General features: G+C 64.8%; 10 protein-coding genes. 6 read left to right on the top strand and 4 right to left on the bottom strand.

All coding sequences use genetic code 11. The features are described 5' to 3' along the window. Positions 1-31 precede the first annotated feature (31 nt). The 4 genes from AC515T_RS13115 (at position 32) to AC515T_RS13100 (ending at position 4,182) form a co-directional block, all read left to right on the top strand. Entirely contained in the window at positions 32-772 is a 741-nt protein-coding gene (locus AC515T_RS13115) for a response regulator (RefSeq protein ID WP_003202589.1), read from the top strand. Continuing rightward, positions 769-2,079 (top strand): ATP-binding protein, encoded by a 1,311-nt coding sequence (locus AC515T_RS13110; protein ID WP_496532826.1) that lies wholly within the window; start codon positions 769-771, stop codon positions 2,077-2,079. The genes AC515T_RS13115 and AC515T_RS13110 overlap by 4 nt, the downstream gene beginning before the upstream one ends. A 943-nt stretch (positions 2,080-3,022) precedes the next feature. Continuing rightward, positions 3,023-3,658, top strand: coding sequence for a ferric reductase-like transmembrane domain-containing protein (locus tag AC515T_RS13105; protein ID WP_496532825.1), 636 nt, complete (start codon positions 3,023-3,025; stop codon positions 3,656-3,658). 17 nt (positions 3,659-3,675) lie between these two features. Continuing rightward, positions 3,676-4,182, top strand: coding sequence for an HvfX family Cu-binding RiPP maturation protein (locus AC515T_RS13100; protein WP_496532824.1), 507 nt, complete (start codon positions 3,676-3,678; stop codon positions 4,180-4,182). 128 nt (positions 4,183-4,310) lie between these two features. Here AC515T_RS13100 and AC515T_RS13095 read toward each other — a convergent pair whose 3' ends face one another. From AC515T_RS13095 to AC515T_RS13085, 3 genes are all read right to left on the bottom strand, one after another. Further along, positions 4,311-5,057: an HvfC family RiPP maturation protein gene (locus AC515T_RS13095; protein ID WP_496532823.1), complete on the bottom strand. Its 747-nt coding sequence runs from the start codon at positions 5,055-5,057 to the stop codon at positions 4,311-4,313. Beyond that, positions 5,050-5,895 (bottom strand): HvfB family MNIO-type RiPP peptide maturase, encoded by an 846-nt coding sequence (locus tag AC515T_RS13090; protein ID WP_496532822.1) that lies wholly within the window; start codon positions 5,893-5,895, stop codon positions 5,050-5,052. The genes AC515T_RS13095 and AC515T_RS13090 overlap by 8 nt, the downstream gene beginning before the upstream one ends. Before the next feature lie 233 nt (positions 5,896-6,128). Beyond that, positions 6,129-6,515 (bottom strand): HvfA family oxazolone/thioamide-modified RiPP metallophore, encoded by a 387-nt coding sequence (locus AC515T_RS13085; RefSeq protein WP_496532821.1) that lies wholly within the window; start codon positions 6,513-6,515, stop codon positions 6,129-6,131. 298 nt (positions 6,516-6,813) lie between these two features. Here AC515T_RS13085 and AC515T_RS13080 point away from each other — a divergent pair, with 298 nt between their 5' ends. Both AC515T_RS13080 and AC515T_RS13075 read left to right on the top strand, forming a co-directional pair. Next, positions 6,814-8,613 (top strand): thiamine pyrophosphate-requiring protein, encoded by a 1,800-nt coding sequence (locus AC515T_RS13080; RefSeq protein WP_496532820.1) that lies wholly within the window; start codon positions 6,814-6,816, stop codon positions 8,611-8,613. 280 nt (positions 8,614-8,893) lie between these two features. Further along, the gene (locus AC515T_RS13075) at positions 8,894-11,467 is read left to right on the top strand and encodes a bifunctional diguanylate cyclase/phosphodiesterase (RefSeq protein WP_496532819.1); all 2,574 of its coding nucleotides are present in this window, start codon (positions 8,894-8,896) and stop codon (positions 11,465-11,467) included. A 247-nt stretch (positions 11,468-11,714) separates the two neighbouring features. Here AC515T_RS13075 and AC515T_RS13070 read toward each other — a convergent pair whose 3' ends face one another. Next, a complete protein-coding gene (locus tag AC515T_RS13070; protein ID WP_496532818.1) occupies positions 11,715-24,176 on the bottom strand; it encodes a filamentous hemagglutinin family protein in 12,462 nt (4,153 codons plus the stop codon). Between the last annotated feature and the right edge of the window lie 255 nt (positions 24,177-24,431).

The following is a 24,431-nucleotide window of genomic DNA, read 5'->3' as shown; positions in this document are numbered from 1 at the left end:
CTCACAACGAAACGCCGAGGAGCTGGACACCATGGATCATGTCGATCACGTGTTGATAGTGGATGACGATCGCGAGATCAGAGAGCTGGTTGGCAACTACCTGAAAAAGAACGGCCTGCGCACCACCGTCGTCGCCGATGGCCGGCAGATGCGCGCTTTCCTGGAAACCACCCCGGTGGACTTGATCGTGCTGGACATCATGATGCCCGGCGACGACGGCCTGGTGCTGTGCCGGGAGCTGCGGGCCGGCAAGCACAAGGCCACGCCGGTGCTGATGCTCACCGCGCGCAACGACGAAACTGACCGCATCATCGGCCTGGAGATGGGCGCTGATGATTACCTGGTCAAGCCGTTCGCCGCCCGTGAACTGCTGGCGCGGATCAACGCCGTGCTGCGCCGCACCCGCATGCTGCCGCCCAACCTGGTGGTCACCGAAAGCGGTCGCCTGCTGGCGTTCGGGCGCTGGCGCCTGGACACCACCGCCCGCCACCTGCTGGACACCGACGGCACCATGGTTGCCTTGAGCGGCGCCGAGTATCGTTTGTTGCGGGTATTCCTCGACCATCCGCAACGGGTGCTCAACCGCGACCAGTTGCTTAACCTCACCCAGGGCCGGGACGCCGACCTGTTCGATCGCTCCATCGATCTGCTGGTCAGCCGCCTGCGCCAACGCCTGCTGGACGACGCCCGGGAACCGGCCTACATCAAGACCGTGCGCAGCGAAGGCTACGTGTTCTCGCTGCCGGTGGAGATCCTCGAGGCGTCGGTATGAGCCTGCCGCTGCGTTGGCCGCGGACCCTGGCCTCGAGACTGTCGCTGATCTTCCTGATCGGCCTGATCCTGGCCCAGGGCCTGTCCTTCGGCGTCCAGTACTACGAGCGCTACCAGAGTGCCAGGTCGACCATGCTCGGCAACCTGGAAACCGATGTCTCGACTTCCGTCGCCATTCTCGACCGCCTGCCTGCCGCCGAACGCCCGGCCTGGCTGCCGAAACTCGCCCGGCGCAATTATGGCTACCTGCTCGACGAAGGCCAGCCCGGCCAACCGATGGACCTTGCCGACGCGCCGATCTCGGTCAGTTCGATCCAGGAGGCCATCGGCCAGGCCTATGGCCTGACCTTCCAGCAGATTCCAGGACCGAAAATGCACTATCAGGCGCACCTGCGCCTGGGGGATGGCAGCCCGCTGACCATCGATGTGCGTCCGGCGATGATGCCCCTCTCCCCCTGGCTGCCGATGGTGTTGCTGGGGCAGTTGGCGCTGCTGATCGGCTGCACCTGGCTGGCCGTGCGCATCGCCATCGGTCCCCTGACCCGGCTGGCCCAGGCGGTGGAAACCCTCGACCCGAACGCCCATAGCGTGCGCCTGGACGAAAAAGGCCCGACCGAAGTGGTGCATGCGGCCAAGGCCTTCAACGCCATGCAGGACCGCATCGCCGCCTACCTGAAGGAACGCATGCAGTTGCTGGCGGCGATTTCCCATGACTTGCAGACGCCCATCACGCGCATGAAGCTGCGCGCCGAGTTCATGGACGAAGGGATCGAACGGGACAAACTGTGGAGCGACTTGAGCGAAATGGAACACTTGGTGCGTGAAGGCGTGGCCTATGCCCGCAGCATCCACGGCGCCACCGAGGCCAGTTGCCGGATCAGCCTGGATGCGTTCCTCGACAGCCTGGTGTTCGACTACCAGGACACCGGCAAGGACGTGCAACTGTCCGGAAAAAACGCCGCCGTGATCGACACCCGCCCCCATGCCTTGCGGCGGGTGCTGGTCAACCTGGTGGACAACGCCTTGAAATTCGGCGGCGCGGCGCAGATCCAGGTGCGACTGGCCAACAACGGGCAACTGGCGATCCAGGTGTTGGACCGTGGCCCCGGGATCAGCGAGCAGGAACTGGCCGAGGTGCTCAAACCGTTCTACCGGGTGGAAAGCTCGCGCAACCGGGAAACCGGCGGCACCGGCCTGGGCTTGGCCATCGCCCAGCAACTGGCGATCGCCATGGGCGGCTCACTGACCCTGAGCAACCGCGACGGCGGCGGCCTGTGCGCCGAGTTGCGCCTGGCATTCGCAAGCTGACACCGCCCCTTGTGGGAGTTCAGCTTGCTCGCAATAGCGGTGTGTCAGCCAGCCCATCCATACAACTGAGCCGGCGCCATCGCGAGCAAGCTCGCTCCCACACTGTTCCGGGGCGCTACAAATATTGATGCCTCACCCAATTCCCCTGTGGGAGCGAGCTTGCTCGCGATAGCGGTGTGTCTGCCGGCATCCATTCAACTGACCTAACGCCATCGCGAGCAAGCTCGCTCCCACACTGTTCCGGGGCGCTACAAATATTGATGCCTCACCCAATCCCCCTGTGGGAGCGAGCCTGCTCGCGATAGCGGTGTGTCAGCCAGCATCCATTCAACTGACCTGACGCCATCGCGAGCAGGCTCGCTCCCACACTGTTCCGGGGGCGCTACAAATATTGATGCCTCACCCAATCCCCCTGTGGGAGCGAGCTTGCTCGCGATAGCGGTGGGTCTGCCAGCATCCATTCAACTGACCTGACGCCATCGCGAGCAGGCTCGCTCCCACACTGTTCCGAGGCGCTACAAATATTGATGCCTCACCCAATCCCCCTGTGGGAGCGAGCTTGCTCGCGATAGCGGTGGGTCTGCCAGCATCCATTCAACTGACCTGACGCCATCGCGAGCAGGCTCGCTCCCACACTGTTCCGAGGCGCTACAAATATTGATGCCTCACCCAATCCCCCTGTGGGAGCGAGCTTGCTCGCGATAGCGGTGGGTCTGCCGGCATCCATTCAACTGACCTGACGCCATCGTGAGCAGGCTCACTCCCACAGGAGTTTGGTCAGGTTGGAATGCGGTTTGTATGCCAGTGTGTCTGCAGATGATCGACATACACAAACTTGCACAATGCTGCGTCGTGGACACACCCTGCTTACACCCGCTTGAAAGACTCCCTCGTATCCCCGGCGACTATCCCGACCGGGTCTCGACATCCAAGGAGCCGTTACATGCCTACCGCAACTGCATCCCCTATTCGTTTCCAGGGCTGGACGCTGTTCAGCCTGCTCGCCGCCCTGGTGCTGTTGATGACCGGGTTGATCCTGGTGCTCAACCCGGACCTGACCGAAGGCGTGCGCAGCGCCATTCGCGCCACGGCGCGTTCGTCCTTCGCTTTGTTCCTGCTGGCCTTCACCGCCTCGGCATTCGCGGTGCTGGTGCCCTCGCCCCTGAGCCGGTCGCTGGTGCGTGAACGGCGCTTCATCGGACTGGCCTTTGCCTTTTCCCACCTGGTCCATGCCGTGCTGATCTACAGCTACGGCCAGCTCAACACCGAGTTCTGGCCCGGCCGCACCACCCTCGGCAACGTGCCCGGCAGCGTGGGCTACGTGTTCATCCTGCTGCTGGCGCTGACCTCGTTCAAAAGCACCACGCGCCTGATCGGCTTCAAGGCCTGGAAGCGCCTGCATGTCACCGGTATGTGGGTGCTGGCGGCGATCTTTGCTTATTCCAACTTCAAGCGCATCCCCATGAGCGCGTGGTACGTGCTGCCCTTCGGCCTGATCTGCGCCGCCACCGCTATCCGCCTGATGGGCAAGCTGGCCCAGGCCACCCAGCGCCGCCAACGGTCGCAACACGCGGCTTGAGCCCAGGGAGGTCGATCATGTATTCAAAAGCGCTGAAAACACTGCATATCCAGCTCGATAATGTCGGAACATGGCTCGCGCCCCTGGGCCTGCGCCTGTTCCTGGCCTGGGAGTTTTTCGAATCCGGACTGGAGAAATGGAACGGCGAGAACTGGTTCGCCGAAATCCAGTCCGCCTTCCCGTTCCCCTTCGACCATGTACCGGCCCAGTGGAACTGGGAACTGGCGATGTGGGCCGAGCTGATCGGCGCCATCGCCCTGCTGATCGGCTTGGGTACGCGCTTGTCGGCCCTGGTGCTGATCGTCGTCACCGTGGTGGCGACCGCTGCCGTGCACTGGCCGGCGGACTGGTCGAGCCTGAGCGAACTGGCCCAGGGCTATGCGATTACCAACAAGGGACATGGCAACTTCAAGCTGCCATTGATCTACTTGGTGGCGTTGCTGCCGTTGCTACTGCAGGGGGCTGGGAAGTTGAGTGTGGATGCCCTGCTGAAGACCGGGCTGCATCACCCAAACAAGGCCTGACAAAAATCCCTGTGGGAGCGAGCTTGCTCGCGATGGCAGTGGGTCAGTCGACTACAACAGTGACTGATATACCGCCATCGCGAGCAAGCTCGCTCCCACAGGAGTCAGCATTTCAAGTAGGCAGATTACTACCGCACGCCAACCACCCCTTCCTCCTGCATCCGCCGCAACAGCGCCACGGCGCTGTCCATGAACTCGAACGAAGCCACCCCCGCCTCCCGCGCCAACGCCAGCAGCTGCCCTCGCCCCGCCAACCCGGGATCTTCCTCGATGCGCTGTAAAAGCCGCCAGGCCAGCGGGCTGAGTTCGGAAAAGCGCACCTCGAATCCTGGCGTGCGCCGCACCAGCAACAGCGTCGGCTGGGCCGGTGGTATCGAGGGCTGGTAACTCGGCGCCAGGCGATGCACCGGCCACTGGTACGCCAGCGGCCAGGCCAGGGGCGAGACACGCAGTGGCAGATCGAGCAAGGCGGCCTCTTCATGAGCCGGCAACGGCTCGGCCTCGGCTTGCAGCAGCGCCATCTCGACCCACTCATAGTGCGCCAGCTCCGCCGCGAACGGCGGCCAGTCCGGCGACGTGTGGGCCGCGAGGTATCCAACGAATTCCTCGGCGATTTCACCGAACTTTGGCGTGGTACAGCGATGCTCCCGCAAGAAACGGCGCACGCAGGCACGCCAGCGCTCCTGTCCCAGTACGCCCACCAACACCGGGAAGGTGCCGCTGAGCAGCGAACGCAGGTTCTCGAAGATCAGGTCGCGGTAGACCTGCGCCCGCGCCGCGTCCATGCCGGCCGGGACCGGGCAGTGTTCCGGGTCGCGCAGGTAATGGGTCAGCGCCTGTTGCTGCTGATGCAGCGTTTGCCGGGCCTCAGCCATGGGGCACCGCCTGCCGGGTGACGGCCGGGTGTTGCAACTGGCGAATGGTCTGCAATTCGGCCACCAGCGCGGCATAGGGCGGGAAGTTGAAGTCCCGTTCGAGCAAGGTCGGCTGCACGCCGAAACGGGCGTAGGCCTGGGCCAGCAAGGCCCAGACCACTGGCTTGACCGGCGCGCCATGGCTGTCGATTTTCAGCGTGTCGGACTCGTCGTAATGCCCGGCCACATGCATCGCGACCACCCGCCCCGGCTCGAGGCCCACCAGGAATGCCTGGGGATCGAAACCGTGATTGACCGAGTTGACGTAGACGTTGTTGACGTCCAGCAACAGGTCGCAATCGGCTTCGCGCAACACCGCCCGGGTGAACTCCAGCTCGCTCATGTCGTGTTGGGGGGCGGCGTAATAAGAGACGTTTTCCACCGCCAGGCGCCGCCCCAGCACATCCTGGGCCTGACGGATGCGCGCCGCCACGTGATGCACCGCTTCCTCGGTAAAGGGCAGCGGCAACAGGTCATACAAATGCCCGTCATCGCCGCAGTAGCTCAAGTGCTCGCTGTACAACGGCACGTTGAAACGCTCAAGGAAAGCGCGCACCTGGCCGAGAAACGCCAGGTCCAGCGGCGCCGGCCCCCCCAAAGACAACGACAGGCCATGGCACGTCAACGGATAACGCTCGGCCAGCGAATGCAAGGCGACACCCTGGGGGCCGCCGATTCCGATCCAATTTTCCGGAGCCACTTCGAGAAAGTCGAAATCCCCGGCCGGTGCCTGGCGCAGTTCATCGAGCAAGGCCCGGCGCAGGCCGAGGCCTGCCGAAGGTTGAGATAACTTCAACATGACACATCTCCTGGGGAAACGAGATGTGGAGAGCCTCATGTAACGAACACCCACCCATGACGGAAACCGAACACCCGTGGCGAGGGAGCTTGCTCCCGCTGGGTCGCGCAGCGGCCCCAGTTTTTTGGGCCTGCTGCGCAGTCCAGCGGGAGCAAGCTCCCTCGCCACGGGTCCTTTGTCCGATGCCGCATCAGTGGGCTGGCATCAACTCATCAGGCTCACCACCGGGCGAATCAGGACTCGATAGCCGCCCCGCACTTGCCTTCGCCACATTTGCCTTCCGCAGTCTTCGCCTGGGCCGACAGGTATTGCTTGGCTTCCGGCAACGAGATGCCGCCGTCATGGTTGGCGTCGATCTTGTCGAACTCCGCCGCACGCTCCGGTGCCGCGGCGACGAACTCGTCCCGCGAGACCTGGCCATCGTGGTTTTTATCGGTCTTGGCGAATTTGTCTTCGCCGCACTTGCCTTCGGCGGGTTTCTTCACGGTATCGGCTGCCGCCACGGTATAGCCCTGGGCCAGGTCGTTCATGGTCAAGGCCGAAGCCGCCGTGGAGAGACCCAGGCCACCGACCAGGGCCAGGCCGAGTGCAAGGGACGAATTGCGAGAGAAGTTGAGCATGGGGTATTCCTCTGACGATTGACGATTAAGGCGCCATTACCCGCACCGAAGCTCGGTGTCGGCTGGCTGGCGTAGTTAATCGCCGGTGTGTATCCGGCCTGTGTCGCCGGCCCGGGCCTTCGTCAAGCAGGTGTATCTGGGCCGGTGCGGTACACATTGCGATACACGCCCGCCCGGCCTCAGGTCCCTGGCGTTGAAAAAATCGAAACCTTGGAAGGCCTGCACCGGTCAAGTCCTGTATGAACGTCAACCGCTGCGCGTCGCGCCAAGCGCCCGCAGCCTGAAACGAGGGACAGACATGAGCATGACCGTCGGTGATTTTCTGGTGGAACGTCTTTATGAATGGGGGGTTCGCCGTATCTATGGCTATCCGGGCGATGGCATCAACGGCGTGTTTGGCGCCTTGAACCGCGCCCAGGGAAAAATCCGCTTCATCCAGGCCCGCCACGAGGAAATGGCCGCGTTCATGGCCTGCGCCCACGCCAAGTTCACCGGCGAGCTGGGGGTCTGCATCGCCACCTCCGGGCCCGGCGCGTCCCACTTGGTGACGGGTCTCTACGACGCGCGGATGGACCACGTGCCCGTGCTCGCCATCTGCGGCCAACAGGCCCGCGCCGCGCTGGGCGGGCATTACCAGCAGGAACTGGACCTGGTCAGCCTGTTCAAGGACGTGGCCGGGGCGTTCGTGCAACAAGCCAGCGTGCCCGCCCAGGTGCGTCACTTGGTGGACCGCGCCGTACGCACGGCAGTGGGCGAGCGCCGGGTCACGGCGCTGATCCTGCCGAACGACCTGCAAGACATGGAATACACCGCGCCGCGCCACAAGCACGGTACGGTTCACTCCGGCGTCGGCTACCGCAAGCCCAGCATCGTCCCCTACGAAGAGGACCTGCGCAAAGCCGCCGAGGTCCTCAATGCCGGCAAGAAAGTCGCCATCCTGGTCGGTGCCGGCGCGCTGCACGCCACCGACGAGGTGATCGCCATCGCCGAAAAACTCGGCGCCGGCGTGGCCAAGGCGCTGCTGGGCAAGGCCGCCCTGCCCGATGACCTGCCCTGGGTCACCGGCACCATCGGCCTGCTCGGCACCGAGCCCAGCGACAACCTCATGGCCGGCTGCGACACGCTGCTGATGATCGGCTCCGGCTTCCCCTACGCCGAGTTCCTGCCCCCTGAAGGCCAGGCCCGGGGCGTGCAGATCGACATTCAGGCGGACATGCTCAGCCTGCGCTATCCCATGGAAGTCAACCTGCACGGCGACAGCGTCGATACCTTGCGCGCCCTGCTGCCGCTGATCGAGGAAAAACCCGACCGTAGCTGGCGCAAGAAAATCGAACATTGGCGGGAACGCTGGGACCGCACCCTGGAAAAACGCGCCGGGGTATCCGCCAAGCCGATCAACCCGCAACGGGTCACCTTCGAACTGTCGCCGCGGCTGCCGGAGCACGCCATCATCACCTGCGATTCCGGGTCCTGCGCCAACTGGTTCGCCCGGGACATCAAGATCCGTCGCGGCATGATGTGTTCGCTGTCCGGCGGCCTGGCGTCAATGGGTGCGGCCGTGCCCTATGCCATCGCGGCGAAGTTCTGTCATCCAGAGCGGCCGGTGATCGCCCTGGTGGGCGATGGCGCCATGCAGATGAACAACATGGCCGAGCTGATCACCGTCGCCAAATACTGGCGCACCTGGACCAACGGCACCTGGATCTGCGCAGTGTTCAACAATCGGGATTTGAACCAGGTCACCTGGGAACAGCGGGTCATGGAGGGCGATCCGAAATTCGCCGCCTCCCAGGACATCCCCGACGTGCCCTACCATCTGTTCGCCGAATCCATTGGTTTGAAGGGCATCCTGGTGTTGCATGAGGACGACGTGGCCACGGCCTGGGAAACCGCCCTGGCGGCGGACCGTCCGGTGCTGATCGAGTTTCGCACCGACCCCGACGTGCCACCGCTGCCGCCGCACATCAAGCTGGAACAGGCGAAGAAGTTTGCCTCGACCCTGCTCCAGGGCGACCCGAACGAGCGAGGCATCGTGGTCGAGACCGCCAAACAGGTATTGAGCAGCCTGCTACCGGGCCATCGCACGGATAAAGAGTAAGGCTGACGCGATGCCACCGTTGAGCTGCATCGTCGCTATGAACCGTCCCCGCAGCTGGTGTTCCGCGTGCTGTGGGGATGGCTGGCCCGGCGTTGCAATCCATGGTGGCAGGCCGTGACCGTGGGCCAGTCGCTGCCCAGCTCATGAGTTTCAAGACCCGCACAGGAGGAAAACAACGCAGCCTGTCGGCCCCTTCGTTAACACGACTCAGTAAATCAGCCCACCCGCCGATATAAGACACGTGCGGGTGAAATCGCTTTTTGGCTGATGAATTATCTTTATGATTGAAAATGCTGGCAATGACTCGACTGTCCTCTCCCCGGGCTCGCCAACCCGTAGCTTCACCCGTCGCACTTTTCCGGCCATCATGCTCCTGCTGTTTGTCATGTCCGCCTTGGCGATCGCCGTGCTGCTCAATATCACCGGAGCCCAGGACCGGCGCGCCCGTGAACAGAGCCTGTTTTTCGCCCAGCGGGCCATTGAGGGGATTCGTACCGGCATTGGCCGGGACCTGAGCGACTATTCCAAGTGGAGCGACGCCTATCGACACCTGCATGTCGAGGTCGACAAGGAATGGGCCTATGACCAGGAAAACGTCGGCAGCAGCGTGTATTCGCTCTATGGCTACCAGGCGGTGTTTGTCATTTCCCCGACCGGCAAGACGGTTTATTCGGTAATCGACGGCCAGATGAGCGACGTCGATGCCGACACCTGGCTGACCGGCGACCTGCGCGCCCTGTGGAACAACGCCAGCACCGCGGAAAATCACGACGAAGTGGTCGTCGAGATGCTGCATCACGAAGACGCCCCGGCGTTCGTCGCCGTGTCCGCCATCACCACCGGCACGGACAACAGCGTGGCGCAAATTCCCGGCCCACCCAGCCTGATGCTCTTCGTCAAGGTCCTGGACCCCGGTGCCCTGGAAATCCTGGCGCGGGACTTCGCCCTGCCCGATGCCCATATCGCCAGGACACCGGGGCCAGCCGATACCGCCCAACTACTGCTTGACGACCTGACCCAGGAGGCCTTGGCCTGGCGACCGCAGACCCCGGGCCAGGACCTGCGCAAGGTCCTGCTGCCTGTGCTGGCCCTGGCGTTACTGGTGCTGGGGATCCTGGCGCTCGCCGTTCTGCGCCACGCCTTGGTGATGCTTCGCGCCCAGGAAAGCCAATACGCCAGCCTGCTGGCCCACCGCAAGGCGCTGGAACGCAGTGAAGAACGTTTCCGCGACATTGCCGAAGTCTCCTCCGACTGGTTGTGGGAGGTCGATTCGACCGGGACCCTGACCTATCTGTCGGAACGCTTCGAACAAGTGACCGGGTTCAACCCCACGGAATGGCTGGGCAAACCCCTGCACCGGCTGCTCCACCCCCATGGCGGCTCGATCTCGATTGCCCAATGGCTGCTCGGCGGTGCCAACAGCCTCTCATCGGCGCCGCTGCTGTGCGAGTACACCGCGCGCAACCAGCGCATCCGCACCTGCAAACTGTCGGTACGGGCCATTGAAGCCGGCACCCTGGGTTTTCGTGGCACCGCCACCGACATCACCGACGAGCTGCGGGCGCTGGCCCAGATCAAGCACCTTTCCCTGCATGACCCGCTGACCGGGCTGGCCAACCGCAACCGTTTGTTCGATTGCCTGCGTGAACACCTGGGCCGACCTGATCGCCCGCCCCTGGCGCTGCTGAACCTGGACATGGACCGCTTCAAGCCGGTCAACGACTCCCTGGGCCATGCCGTGGGCGATAAAGTGCTCAAGGAAGTGGCGCATATTCTCCAGCAAAACGTGCGTGGCACCGATCTGGTGGCGCGCCTGGGCGGTGATGAGTTTGTCATCGTCATGCCCGACCCCGGCGACGCCGACAATCTCGATCAACTCTGTGAACGGCTGATCGACTGCATGCAACGGCCCATGCACCTGGACGGCAATACGCTGTACCTGGGGGTGAGCATCGGCGTCGCCTGGTCGCAGCCCGGTGACGAACGGGCCGATGAATTGTTGCGCCACGCCGATATCGCCTTGTATGCGGCCAAGGCCGCGGGCCGCAACACCTGGCGCGTATATGTGGAGGCCATGGGCAACCTGGCCCGCGACCGGCGGCGATACGAGCAGCAACTGCGCGACGCGATGCAACGGGACCAACTGGAACTGCGCTACTTGCCGCGCTTCGACGTGAGCGCCGAGCAACTGCACGGTTTCGAAGCCCAGACCTTCTGGCACCATCCCGAGAAAGGTGAACTGGGTGGGGCCGACTTCATACCGGTGGCCGAAACCTCGGGCCAGCTGGAAGAGCTGGGCACCTGGATGTTGATCAACGTCTGTGAAGAGGCCGCGACCTGGCCGAACGCCGTCAATGTCTCCATCGCGGTTTCCCCCCGGTGGTTCAACAGCAGCTTCCTGCTCAACCAGGTGCAAGAAGCCCTCGAAGCGAGCGGCCTGGCACCTCACCGGCTGACCCTGGAAGTGGCCGAAGGGGTCCTGCTGGCCGACCACAAGACCGTCGCCAGCACCCTCCATGCACTCAAGGACCTCGGCGTGCGGATCAACATCGACAAATTCGGCACCAGCATCGCCTCCCTTCGCGAAGTACTGAACCAGCCGTTCGATGGCATCCGCTTCGATCGCAACATCCTGTCGCAGCTTGGCCTGGAGGACGACAAGGAGGGCGTGCTGGCGATGATCCGGTTGAGCCGCAGCGTAGGGCTCATGGTCACCGCCGAAGGCATCGAAAACGCCCGGCAATTCAGCCAACTGCGCAACGTGGCCTGCGACCATGTCCAGGGCCCCTACTTCGGCGCGGCACTGGCCCGCTCGGAAATGGCCTCGTTCTTCACCACGCCGCGGTGGCTGTAACCCAGTCTGTGGCGAGGGAGCTTGCTCCCGCTGGGGCGCGCAGCGCCCCCAAAAAACGATGAGCGCTGCGCACTCAAGCGGGAGCAAGCTCCCTCGCCACAAAAAACCTCCAAAACCATCCGCTAGAGATTGATCACCGGTAAACACTGTGGCGCATGCAAAAACTCATGAACACCCTAGTTCCCAGTGGGAGCGAGCTTGCTCGCGATGACGCCAGCACAGCCAACCTCACCGCAAGCTCAATCCCCTACAAACTCAACCGCCCCCGCTCCTCCTCGGTCAGCCGCTGGCGGCTCTGCTCGTCCAAAGGTCCCGCGCCCAGGACCTGCACCGGGCTGGCCGGATCATAGGCACGAGGCGCTTCGCGGCTGGCACCATCGCGTGACGGGGCCAGTTGCTCGGAGCCAAAACTCACCACCTGCACGGTAAACACCGACGCCTGGTTCTGCCGCGCCGCGTTCTGTTGCTGACGGGCCACATCCTCAGCCGCCTGCGTCGCCGACGACGCCGCCGAACTGGCCGAGGTGATGGCCCCGGTGTTCACCGTGGCCGCCAGCGGCACGCCGGTGGATTTGCCCTGGGTCTGGATGTTGGCCGCGTTCACCACGGTCAACGCCGCGATGTTGACGTTGCCCGACACCCGAATCCCGGCCTCGCCCGCATCGATGGTGCCCAACGGCGCGATCAGGTCGATATCCCCCGCCGCCACTTCGGCAATCGGGTTGAGGGTGGCGATACCCGCACCGGTGCTCGGCACCGACGGCGACAGGGTCACGTTGCCCCAAGTGTCATACACGCGCCTTGGCGGGGTGTAGACCACCGTCGTCTTCGATCCACGCCCGGCGTTGATATCGCCCTCGGCCGACCAGCCGAGGATCGAACCGCCAAAGGTGGTCATGATCCGGCTCTGCCCCAGCAAAATGCTGCCTTGGGCGTACAACTGAATGTCGCCCTGGCCCTGGGTGATGACCCCGGCGGAGGCCGGTGGCGCGTTGCCTTCGACCCCGAACACCTGCTGGCCGCCCGGGGTCAGCACCTGGATATCGCCGCCGAAATCGGTATGGATCCCCGAACCGCCGTAGAGTGTGATGTCGCCGTCATAACGAATGCTGTTACCCGCCACATCCTTGCTGGGGAACAGCGCGGCAATCGCCTCGCGCCCTCGGCGGTAACTGCCACTGCGCTCGCCACCGACGGTGGTGTATTCACGCCCCCCGGCCTTGAGTTCGGCGAAGTAGATCTGTCGGGCGAAGACGTTCTGCTGTTCCGCCGGCAGGTTGGCGAAAAACGCCAGGGCCTGGTCTTCGCCAGCGTTGTAGCCAAAGCGTTGGCTCAGCCACAGGTTCAGTTCGCCGCGATAATCCTTCAGCGCCGCTCCCGGTTGCAGGTAGCGCGCCAGCAAGCCCCGGTAATTCGGCCCCTGGGCGCCAGCCCCGGCGATCAGCGCGATCGAGGCGCCGCCGTCACGAACCTGCGCCGCCGGGTCAACATTGCCGATACTGTTGAATCCGCTCTCCTGGTACAGCTGCCCCACGCCCGGGCCCGAACCGTACAGGTTGCGCCCGGCACTGACCTCCAGCAGGCCGGGACCGGCAATGTTGAAGGTACTCAGGCGGATGTCGCGCCCAGCGGAAACCTGGGAAATCTCATCAGCCCGACTGTGCACGATCAAGTTACCGGTGGATTGCCCGCCAGCCGAGCCACTGATAGCTGAAGGCGCATCGGTCACGGTGTTCAACGGCACCCCGGAATTGACAATGTCGCGTCCGGCCATGACCCGCAGCGGGCCACTGCCCTCGTAACGCACCTCGTCACTCGACCCTGGATAACGAATCACTTCGCCGGTACGTAGGCCGACGATGTCGCCCTTCACTGCATAAAAACGCACTGGCTCGCGCTGGGCATACGGCTGGACGCTGAAGGTATTGATACCAAAACTGAACAACGGGAACTCGCTCGGCGAGACATAGACCCCGGCGCCGTAATTGTCATAGTTCGGGTTGATGTTGATCCCGCTGTAGCCGGCGAAGGCCGGACGCAGCGGACCGGATAACAGGGCCGGGTCAGCTCCGGACTGCGTGACCGCATAACCGCCGGCATAGATCGAATCGGCGGCGATCAGTTGCAACTCGGCATTGGCCGAGGGCGCGGTCATCAATGAGAACCCCGATGCCACGCCACTGACGCCACGGGCCGATGGTCCGTAGTAGAGGCTGCCATTGGCGGCGACGGCCCGCAGGATCGAGGGGTAGACAAAACGTCCGCCGGAGGTCGAGGCATTGAGACCGGCAAGGTTCTCGTAGGCGACGATGGGCGTCAGGTTACCGCCGACACTGAACAGGTCGATGGCGGTATTGCCGGTCCACAAGGAGAACTGGCTCAGGCCGCCACCACTGCGGTAGGCGCCGTCGCGGCCGGTGTAGCCGGTGGAGTTCTGCATCACCACTCGTCCCGGATCGCCCACCCCCTGCAACACCAGGTCGCCACGGCTGTCCAGGCTGACGCCGGCATCCCCCGGCATCAGGGTTACGCCGCCGCGAGCGGTGGCCATGGTAGCAACGTAAGCGTCATAGGCTCGAGACTCTTGCGGATCCTGGAAAGCACCAAAGCTGCCGTAGGTCAGGCCCAACGCCCCGATCGCGCCAGCCTGCAACTGCAATGAACCCCGCAGGTTGGCCAGCATCCCGTTCAGATCAGCCGCCGCGTTGATACTCTCTCGTGCCGCCTGGGAAGGGTTGAGCGCCCCACCGATGCGCAACCGCAAGTCACCGCCACCGGTCAACACCAGGCTGCCATCGGCGGCAACCCGGCCACTGCTGCCCACAGCCAGAACCAGTCCCTGGCTGCGCTCCACATCGGCGCCCAGGACACCGAGCTGCTGGGAGATCAGGCCGGCGTCGCCGCCGACATCGATGCTCAGGTTGCCGCCGCCCAGCGTACCGATCCCGGTAAAGCCGGTCAGGTAGGGATCACCCGCCTCAGTGGAGGGCTGCTGGGCGAAGGTGCCGAAGTTGATCCACCACGCGGTGGGAATCTGCGCGGCCGGATCGGCCGTGCTACCCGTGCCTTGGCGCCATAACCAGTTGCCCATGGCCGCGGACGTGTTCTGTGCCCCGCTGCTGACGTTTCTCTTGGAGAACGAATCGCCGTGCAGGTCACCGCCCACCGTCAGCTTGAGGTTACCGCCTTGCTCCGGGTACCAGGCCTGGTAAGCGCCACCGGTGGTGAGCGATTCATAGGCGGCACCCGCAGCGCCCAGCACACTGCCATCGGGTTGTCGGCCACGGGCCTGCTGATAGGGGTCGTTGGCGCCCGGCGCCAACGAGGCCGACTGGGTGCCGGCGGTGTAGACCCCGAACAGCGACCGCATATTGAAATCACCGGCACTGAGCAGTTCCAGATCCCCGGTCCCGGTGCGCAAGACGCTGAACAGCTGGCTGCCGGGAGTGACCTTGGTGCGTATCGGCTCCGGAGGGTTGTCGGGAACCACAGCCAACACGCACCAGTCAGGAAACCAGGTGCAGAAATCCAGCGCCTCAGGCGGCACAGGCTCCCCTGGTACACCATAATTGTTGGTCGGAGACCAGACCAAAACCGTTTTGGGCGGTGCTGGGATACATTCACCTGGAATCCAGGTGCAGAAATCCAACATCTCGGGTGGTACGGGCTCTCCTGGCACGCCGATATTGCTGCCTGGCGCCCAAACCAGCCCCGTTCCGCCACCACCTCCGCCGCCACCACCGGTCTGCTCGCGCTTGGCCAGGTAATGCCCATCGGCCAATTGCAAACTGCCCGCCTCTGCATGAGGACGGGTGATGCGGGTGTCAGCCGCCTCGGTATCGGCCCCCGCCACCCAACGCATCGACCAGGATTGCGAACCGTCCGGCAGCAGGCTTGCCACCGCCCAGTTGCGTCCCTGGATACCGTTCTCGACCGGCCGCAATTCGATCAGGTCGACCCCCTCGGCCAGCTTGACGTCGGTGCCGGCAGGAATCAGCGCGCCGGTGCCCAACGCCAGGGCCCCACGCAGCGTCAGCCCACTGCTCGGCACTGCGACCCCCTTGGGCCAGGTGCCGTCCTTGACGGTAATGCCCATCGACAGGCGGGTACCGGCTTCCAGGCGAGTGTCGACCGGCAAGCTGACCGCCTCTTTGAGCAAGGTGCCAGCGGCATACAGGAGGTTGCCGCTGGCATCGCGGATGGCGGCCTGCAACAGCGTACCCGCGGGCAGGTTCAGCGCCTCGCCCAGGCTCAGCGTGGTCGGCAGCTCGAGCCCCGCCGGCAGGCTGCCGCCCTTGAAGGGCACGTCATAGTTGAGCAGGCTGCCGGCCGGATACAGGGTGCCCTCGGCCAATTCGACGCCGGCCCCCGGCACCACCAGGTCGGCACCGAACGGCTGTTTACCGGTGATCAGCAACCAGCCATTGCCATCGGTGCGTACCTTCGGGTCGCCGGCCTCCGGCGGTGCGAAACCATCGTTGATGCTGCCATAGATATTCAGGTTACCGCCGGCGCGCACCACCAGGTTGCCCGCCTCGCCGGAGCCATAGACATCGGTCTTTTGCGTATGGCGGTTGAGGCTGGCGTAGCGATAACCGGACAGGTCCAGGTCGCCCTGCACCACCAGGTTGCCGTCCGGCGTCTTGCTGAGAATTTCCACGCCGGGCCGCAGGTGCAGCGCATCGGCGTAAGCCGCATTGTTCAGCCCGGCCAGCTTGCCGTTGAGCAGATTGCCGTTGACCAGCGCGGCCTTGATGAACGCCTCGCTGTCATTGTGTTTGTCGTTCAGGTATCCCTGATCGATCACTTGATAAGGCCGCCCATCCACCGCCGGCGCGGTGCCGTCGCGGGCATCGGTGTAACGGGCAATCGCATTGACGTTGATGGAACGCGCGCCAAGCACCGACACGTTGCCGGAGGCATCGATGGCGATATCGCCGTACCGCGGGTCATCGACTCGCAGCCGCGGGGCATTGAGCTCCAGGGTGCCACGGGCCCGGCCGTCGTTTTGTCCCGGCCCATTGCCCAGCGGCGCACCGGTGCCGTGGCGCAGGTCAAGGCGCGCGCCGCTGGCCAGGGTCAACTGGCCGTCCCCCGAGTTGAGTTCGATCAGCGCCCGGTTGGGGCTGTCGATGATTTTGCCGTAGCTGTCGACCCGCAAAAGACTGCCGTGGGTATCGAGCAGCGCGCTGCCGGCAACGGTCAATCCGTTTTTCGCCGCCAGACGGATACTTCCGACTTCTTGCCCGCTGGCATCGACGGTGCCGATCACGGTCAGGCTGCCGTTGTCCACCGAGACATTGATGGCATTGGCCTTGAGTTCGTTGCCGATCACCAGGTCGCCTTGCTTGAGCTGGAAGCTGCGCGAGCCGAACACCTGGTCACGGTTCAGCCGCCCGTTCAGCGCGGCGAAATCCCCCAGGCTTTGCCCGCGCAGATCCACCGCGCCGCCGGCATAGGGCACCAGGGTGCCGCCAGCGTTATAAGTGCCGGTGGCGGAACCGAGGATCCGTCCTTGCAGGTCGATCAGGCCGGCATCGGGGTCGAGGGCGATCGCGCTCAGCAGGCCGGCGCGGTTGTTGCGGGCGCTGAGGTCGACGGTCGAGCCGACGGCCTGACGGATATTGCCGGTGCGGCTGTCGAGGAACAGATCACCGCCCCAACTGTATTTGCGCACATCGTTGAGCACGACTTCGCGCCCGGCCAGGTCAATCCGGGCGTTGTCCCCCAGCACGACGTCGCCGCTGGCACCGAGGGTGAGCTTGCCGCTGGGCAGGCGGACCGTGCCGTCGAGCAGCAGGCTGCCGGCCTGCAGCTGCAACTCAGCCCCCAGTGCCGTGTTGTCGGCGGCCGCGGCCGACAGCCCGGCGATGCCCGCCACCGTCAGCGCGCCACCGGCGGTGATACGGTTGACCGAGCCTGCCTCGCCGGTCCACAGCGGTGTGTTCACCCGCAAGTCACCGCCGCTGTAGCTGTAGCCTTTACCGCTGACATAGTCGCCGCGCGACTGGTACACCTGCAGCGCGCCTTTGTGGTTGGCGGTGATGCGCTGGCTGGCGGTCAGGTTGACCTGGCCGAAGCCCAGCGCCAGGCGCTGCGGGTTGTCGAGGTTGTTGGGCTGGGCATTGGGGCCGTAGCCGAATTCCAGCACCTGGGCCTGGATATCCAGCACCCCGCTGCCGTTGCCAGGCCCGGCCAGCAGCGGCGCGCCGGCCGGCGTCAGCGCCCCGTTCCACACCAGGGTGCCGGTGCGAATGCTGGCGTGGTCATCGGCCGCGCCGTAGCCGTAGATCGCTGGCGTGCCGAGGACCAGGCGCTCCAGGCTGGACTTGCCCGTCAAAGGGTCCAGGGTGCTGAGCTCGACGCTTTCGTAGAAATTCACCGAATCCCGGGCATTGAGCACTAGGTTTTCCAGGGCCGGCGCGCCCTTGAGGCTGTCACCGCGCAGCAGGCGGTCGAGCACCTGCTGGTTGAGCGTCAGCCCCTTGGGCAGCGCCTGGCGTTGTTGGGCCGCCGCCAGCGCCTGGGCCGAACCGATGTTGATCGCGCCCACCGCCAGCGTCAGGTTGCGCGTGCCGAAGCGCACCGACTCGTCAAGGTTGAAGGCGTTATCGGTAGCCGCAATGATGGTGCCCTGGGAGTAGAGTTCGGTGGTGCCGCTGCAATGGCCGGTGTCGCATTGGCCGATCAGGATCGAGCCCGGACCATCGGTATCCGCGCTTGCGGTGGGCGGCAGCACATCGAGCCAGCCGTTGGACACCGCCAGCAGGCTGTTCTTGCCCGGATTGTAGACAAAACCGCTGCGCGAATCGAACGGTGCGCTGCCTTGGCCCAGGGTATTGATGCTCGCCCCCTGCTCGACCACGATGGCACCGGCCTTGACGTTGGTGACGAGGAACACCTCACCGGCCTTGAGGCTGCTGCCCTGGCGCAGAATGATGTCGGACAGCGTCGAGTTGAAGGTCACCAGATTGCCGCCCTGGCCGTAGCTGACCCCGGGCAGCGTGCCGATCGACAGGCGCGGAGCCTGCAAGGCATTGAGTGCCTGATCATAGAGCGAGGCGCCGGCGAAACCCGCCGTGGCCTGTTGGCCGACCGGCAGCACTTCGAGGCGGGTGGCGTCGGCGAAGATGCCGACGCTGCCGCCCAGGCCGCCCTCGGCCGGTTTGAAACGGGCTGTTCCGTTGAACCGGAACGTCTCGGCAGGGTCGCCCACCCCTTTGAACTTGAGCTTCAAGGTCTTGCCATCGGCCTCGATCATCGGCCGCGGCACGCCTTTGAGCGCGGCGTCGGCCTTGGCGAACGCTGCGTAGCCGGTTTCGTTGTATTGCGAATAACGCCGCAGCACGTCCGCCGAGGTCAGGATCACTTGGCTGGAGAGCGTATCGCGAATATCGCTGTGGGCAATCGACAGGCCTCCCGAGGTGGCCCAGGAGCCGTTACGCATGGCCAGGCTGCTGGCCATTTTCCCACTGTCGGCCAAGCCATTGAGTTCGACCCGGAACGCCCCCGGCAACAAAGCATAAGTCGAGGGCAGCAAGGTGTAGGTGCCCGCCGGCAGGCCTGGAATACCCGCGTCCAGGGTAATGCGCTGGCCTATCAGCGGATCGCGCGCCCCGGCGTCCCCTGACGGCGGCGCATAGCCGCGCTGGTCGCCAGGGACGATGGCGTATACCGGGTTGGTGTCCAACCCCGGCAATACCAGGCTGCCGTCCGCACCGATCTGCACCAGTGGGTTGTAGCGTGCGTCGGTAGAACCGCCACGCCCGGAAATGAAACCGGCGCCGGCCAGTTCGCCGCCGCCGGACAGATCGAGCACGGCACCGGGTTGCACATCGATGCTGTGGCCGGTCATGGACACGCCCACCGACAACACGTTGGAGGAGGTACTGCCTCCCGCGCCGATCAATTGGACGTCCTTGCCGTTGTAGCGATAGGACAAACCGTCGACCGTGCCGCCATAAGGCATGTTCAAACCGGCCCCGCTGACCGACGTGACACTGCCCGGCAACAATTTCAGGGTCTGGATATTGCCTACTTCTTCGCCAAGGCTGAGCAGCCCCAACGGCGCCCGGACCACGCCGCCCTGCAACAAGGTGCCGGCGTCCAGGCTCAGCGAACCGAACACCGAATACGGTTGGGCCGGCAGCGTGTCGGTGGTACGCCCGATCCGCAGGGTCGCGTCGGCGGTGGTCTTGACCAGGGCCGTGGCCCCCGTGGTCGGGTAGATCTGCGCCGCCAGCAGAGTCAGGTCGGCGTTGCTGAGCAATTGTGTGGCCGTACTCTCGATATTCAGCGGCGAGCCGACGAGAAAACGCATATCGCCGCGGCTGCTCAACTGCGCCTGGGCAAAACCGCGACGGTCGACCTCCAGGGCCGGGCCCTGCTGGCGCGCCAGCACGCCATGGGCGCCCAGGGTCAGGACGTCGCGCAGGTCCAGCAGGTCGGCGTTGACCTGCAATTGGGCGGCGCTGTCCTGCACCGACAGGCCACCTTGTACGGTCGGACGCACGTGCACGTCGGCGCCACGCGCCGCGGCCCCCGCCAGCCGCACATAAGGAGCGTTCAAGGAAATCCGGCTGTCACCCGGCGCGCCCTCGGCCAGCGCCAGGGAGCCGGTATAGATTTGCAGGCTCTGCGCCAGGTTCAAGTGCATATCACCGGCGAACGACAGGATGCCGTTGCTGAGCAAAGTCAGGTTGGCGAAACCGCCGCTGCTGACTTTATCGACGTCCAGGCGGCCCTGGCCGTAGCTCATCAGGCTATCGGTGGAAGCGCTGCCGGTGCCCCGGGACAAGATCAGCTCACGGGGCACCCGCACCTGATCGTCCACCGTCGAGCGATCGTACAGCGGGGTTTCCAGGGCCACCGACAGACTGCCCCCGGCAGCGCCCACACCGCCAGACGCCGCCTGGAACTCGCCGTCCAGGCGCAAGCCATTGTTCGAACTCAAGGCGATGCTGCCGCCGGCGCTGCTCAACGTCGTGGCGCCTTGGCCGCGAATATCCAGCTCGGCCTGAGCGCCGTTGGCCAACAGCCGCGCGCCCTGCTTCACCACCACGAACAGGTCCGGGGCATTGGCCGTGCCTTTGTCTGTGTCGACGCTGCCGCCGATGACAATGCTGCCGCCGTCGTCTACCCGGCCGTAACGCCGACGCTGGGCATCCACGGCCGTTACCGCGCGGGCCGAGACGTCCAGCACTGCATGCTCGCCCAACAGGATCGAACGCTGATGGGGACGCTCGACCACCGGAATATCCGCCCCCCCCGCCGGCTTGATCTGGGTGAGCAGAATGTTCCCGCCCCAGGCATCGAGTTGCCCGTCGACGCTCAACTGGCCGACGCTGGCCAGGCTCAGGGTACTGCCCGGATCGACACTGACCCGCGCGCCCGTGCCGATCACCAGCGCCGCCGTTTCCCGCTCGCTGGCGGTGGACAGGATGCTGCCGGCCTGCAGGCTCAGGTTCGCGCCCTTGCGCTGGCTCAACACACCTTTGATCGCATCCTGCTGATACAGCTCGGGGGTCCAGAGCGACAACAGTGTCTGCGGCGCACTGCCGGTGGCGGCGTCCTGAATGTTATCGCCGAAGTGGTACACCGGCATGCTGACGTCCAGCTGGGTACCATCGCTGACGGTCAGTCCCTGGTTACCGGTAATGTCGTAGGCCGAGAAGCCCTTGTTGAAGAAGCCGCTATCCAACACCAGGCCAGCGCCGGCGCCCGCTACTGGCTGGTCGCTGATGGTCACCTTGCCGGCCTGCACGCTCAGCCGGCCGCCGCCATTGACCCCATGGCCGCGCAGCTCACCGTCGAGGCTCAGCACCCCGTTGCCGGCGGACGTATTGGCGTTGGCCGCCAGGGTCAGGTTGCCGCCCTTGCCACCGCGTTGCTTGCCGTCGGCCAGCAGCGCGGCCCCCGATGACACATCGATCAGGCTGCCGCTCGCCAGTGTCAGGTCACCGCTGCTGCGCAGGGACACATTGCCGCCATTGAGGAAGGGCAGCGCACTGTTGTCATTCGGGTTGTGTAGCTGGTTGCTCCAGAGGCCACGGGTATCGAGGGTCACACCCTTGCCCACGCGGACGGCGGCGCGGCTGCCGTCAACGGCATCGATCCGGGTGTCCTCGACCCGGGCGCTCTCACTGATCTGCTGCAACACGTTGCCCAGGGCAATGTCACCGCCCCGGGCCGTCAGGTTGGCGTCAACCTCGACCTGCGGCCCAAACAGGGTAATGCTACCGGCCGGCGCCACTTGCAGGTCTCCCTCGACCTTGATGCTGCCGGTGGCGGCGATCTTCACGGCGCCAAGGCCGAAACCGTTGAGCTGTTCAGTGTTCAGGTACAGGCGGCCTTCGCGACCTTCGACCACCGGGTCTTCGAGCCCCAGGCCAGCCGCGACGGATTGCGCCTCGGAGCCCAGGACAATGTCCTGCAGGGTGCCGGCATTGGCGCGCAAGGCGTATTGCAAGGTGCCGCTGCTTTTCACGTAGTACGGCACATAATTGCCGACGATCAGTTGCGCGCCACGGGCCACCGCCTTCGCCGACTGGTTGTAACCGTCCAGCCCGCCCTGCGCGGCCTGCACCTGGCGGTCGCTCTGGAAGGTGTCGCCGACCACCTGGCCTTCCAGCACCGCGTTGCGCGTGCCGATCACCAGGGCGCCGGCGTCGCGGCCGACGCTGTAGCCCTGCTCGAAACGCTCCCGGGGGGCGATCAGCGGACTGTAGTAGAACTCGCTCTGGCCCCAGCGCGCACTGTGCTCCTCGTAACCCTGGTATACGCCGTCATAGAGGATGTCGCCGGGGGCGCTGGAGACTTCATAAAGTCGCCCGTTCGCCCCCTTGAGCCAGCTCTGCTTGACCATCCCGGACTGCACATCGAGGGTGCCGCCGGACAGGTTGATCTGCGAACCCTTCTGCGTCACCACATCGTTACCGCTGAAGGACACCGTACCGCCCTGGGCCATCCACTCCCCCACGCTGTGCACGCGGGTACCCAGGTAACCGCTGACCTCAAGCAGGCCACCGGCGGTGTACCAGCGATCCGTTGCGTAACCGTTGGTGCCGGCTGGCACGAACACCAGTTCGCGGGTATCGACCCACACGTCCTTGCTGTTCAGGCCGCCCTTGTCGCGGTTGCCCGGGGCATCGCGCTGCTCGTTACCCTGGACGTTGACCTTGATGCTGTTGGATTCCATCGCCACCTTGACGCCCAGCGCACCGGACACGTCAATGATCGCGCCATCGCCGACCCGACTGCGCTGGGCCGCGCGCACGCCGACCTGTCCGCCGCTGGCCAGGGTGATCGAGCCTTTCTGGAAGTCCACGGTGCCGGCGCTGTCGATGGCGATCAGCGACTGGTCGCGGCGATAGCCGTCGGCCGCGACGATAGACGCGTCGTTGGCACCGAGCGGTTGCATCAGGCCGTTGCGTTGGCTATCCAGGGCGCTGCTGCTATCGAGCAGGATCGCACTGGTAGCGCCCTCGCCCAGGGTCACGCTGCGACTGGCGGTCAGGTGCAGGGTGCCGCGTGAATCCACCGAGGTACTGGCCAGTGCCACGCCGTTTTGCCGCACGTCCTGGCCGGTCAGGCTCACATCGCCCAACGCCGCCTGCAGCAGGCCGCTGTTGCTGACTTGGCCGGTGCCGCTGGCGACCACCTGATTGCCGCGCACCGACGATTGCGCATTACCGTCGGTGCCTTGGCCTTTCTTGATCACGAAATTGCTGCCGGCGGCCAATGCGACCTGGCCCTTCTGGGTAGTGAGGGTCCCGGCGTTGTCCACTTCGCTGCCCAACAGCAGCACATAACCACCACCAGCGGTGGAGCTGGCAGGCGCGTGGGTTTCGATCCGCGCGCCCTGCTCGACCCGCACCTTGCCGCCGGCGTTGGTGAAGGTCGGCGCCGTGCCGGGGCTGTACAAGCCATTGCTCTTGAACTGGCTGTCGTCGAACGCGGTAGCCGCGGCCACCAGGTTGCGCACGTTGATCTGGCTGCTGCCGCTGAAGACGATGCCGTTCTGGTTGAGGATCAGCACCGTGCCATTGGCCTTGATCGCACCTTGGACCTGGCTCGGCGCGGTCGCGTTATTGACCCGGTTGAGCACCGCCCAGTCGGCGTTCTGCTGGAAGTTGACGGTGGTATCGCGCCCGACGTTGAAGGTGTCCCAGTTGATGATCGCCTTGTCCGCGGTCTGCTTGATCGAGACCTGAGTCTTGCCGCCCGCCTCGGTCTGCACCGGCGCCTCGACATTGCTGAAGAGCGGTTTGCCGTCGGCACCAATCACCAGATTCAGGCCATTACCACCCAGGCCGTTATGAATGGTTTGCGGACTGGCAAGGGCTGCCGCACGGCCCGCCGCCTGCAAGGCCTGCTGCGCGGCGATCGCCGCCACCGTGTTGTTGAGGTTGCTCAGCGAGCGCTGCAATTGCTGGTTGACCGTCTGCTGTTGCGCCAGCGGTGGCGGCGCTCCCGGAACCTGCCCGCCCGGGCGCGCGGCGTTGGTGGCCTGGGCCGCGCCCTTGGCGGCAAACCAGCTCGAACTGAACGCCGCCGGCTGCGCGGCCTGGGCCGTGCCCGTGAGCACCAGCAGGCCGATGGCCTGGGCCAGGGGGGTGAGGTACAACGCGCCCTGCTCCAGTACCGAGCGAGAGGATCCAGGGGCGAAGCCGCGAGGCGTCGGTTTTGAAGTTTTTTTATACAGACGCATCACTATCCGATCCTTTTCCCAAAGCACAGAGTTAGGTCACACGGTCGACCAAGGCGGCCGTATCGATATCTATAGGCGGTTACAAAGGTGCGCGACCGAACGCTTGTCATACAAAGTTCATATGCGTGCTCGCCGGGTAGCGAAATCATTCGGCGCATCGGCCTGCTCAAAGTCGTCAGGCGCAGAAAAACAACATCGGTAGCGCCAACCTGGCCGCTACCGATGCTGTGTTCAGAGTGGCCACATCCTGTGGCC

It is taken from the genome of Pseudomonas sp. FSO-7 (assembly GCF_059579345.1).
This window is presented reverse-complemented; position numbering and strand designations above follow the sequence as displayed.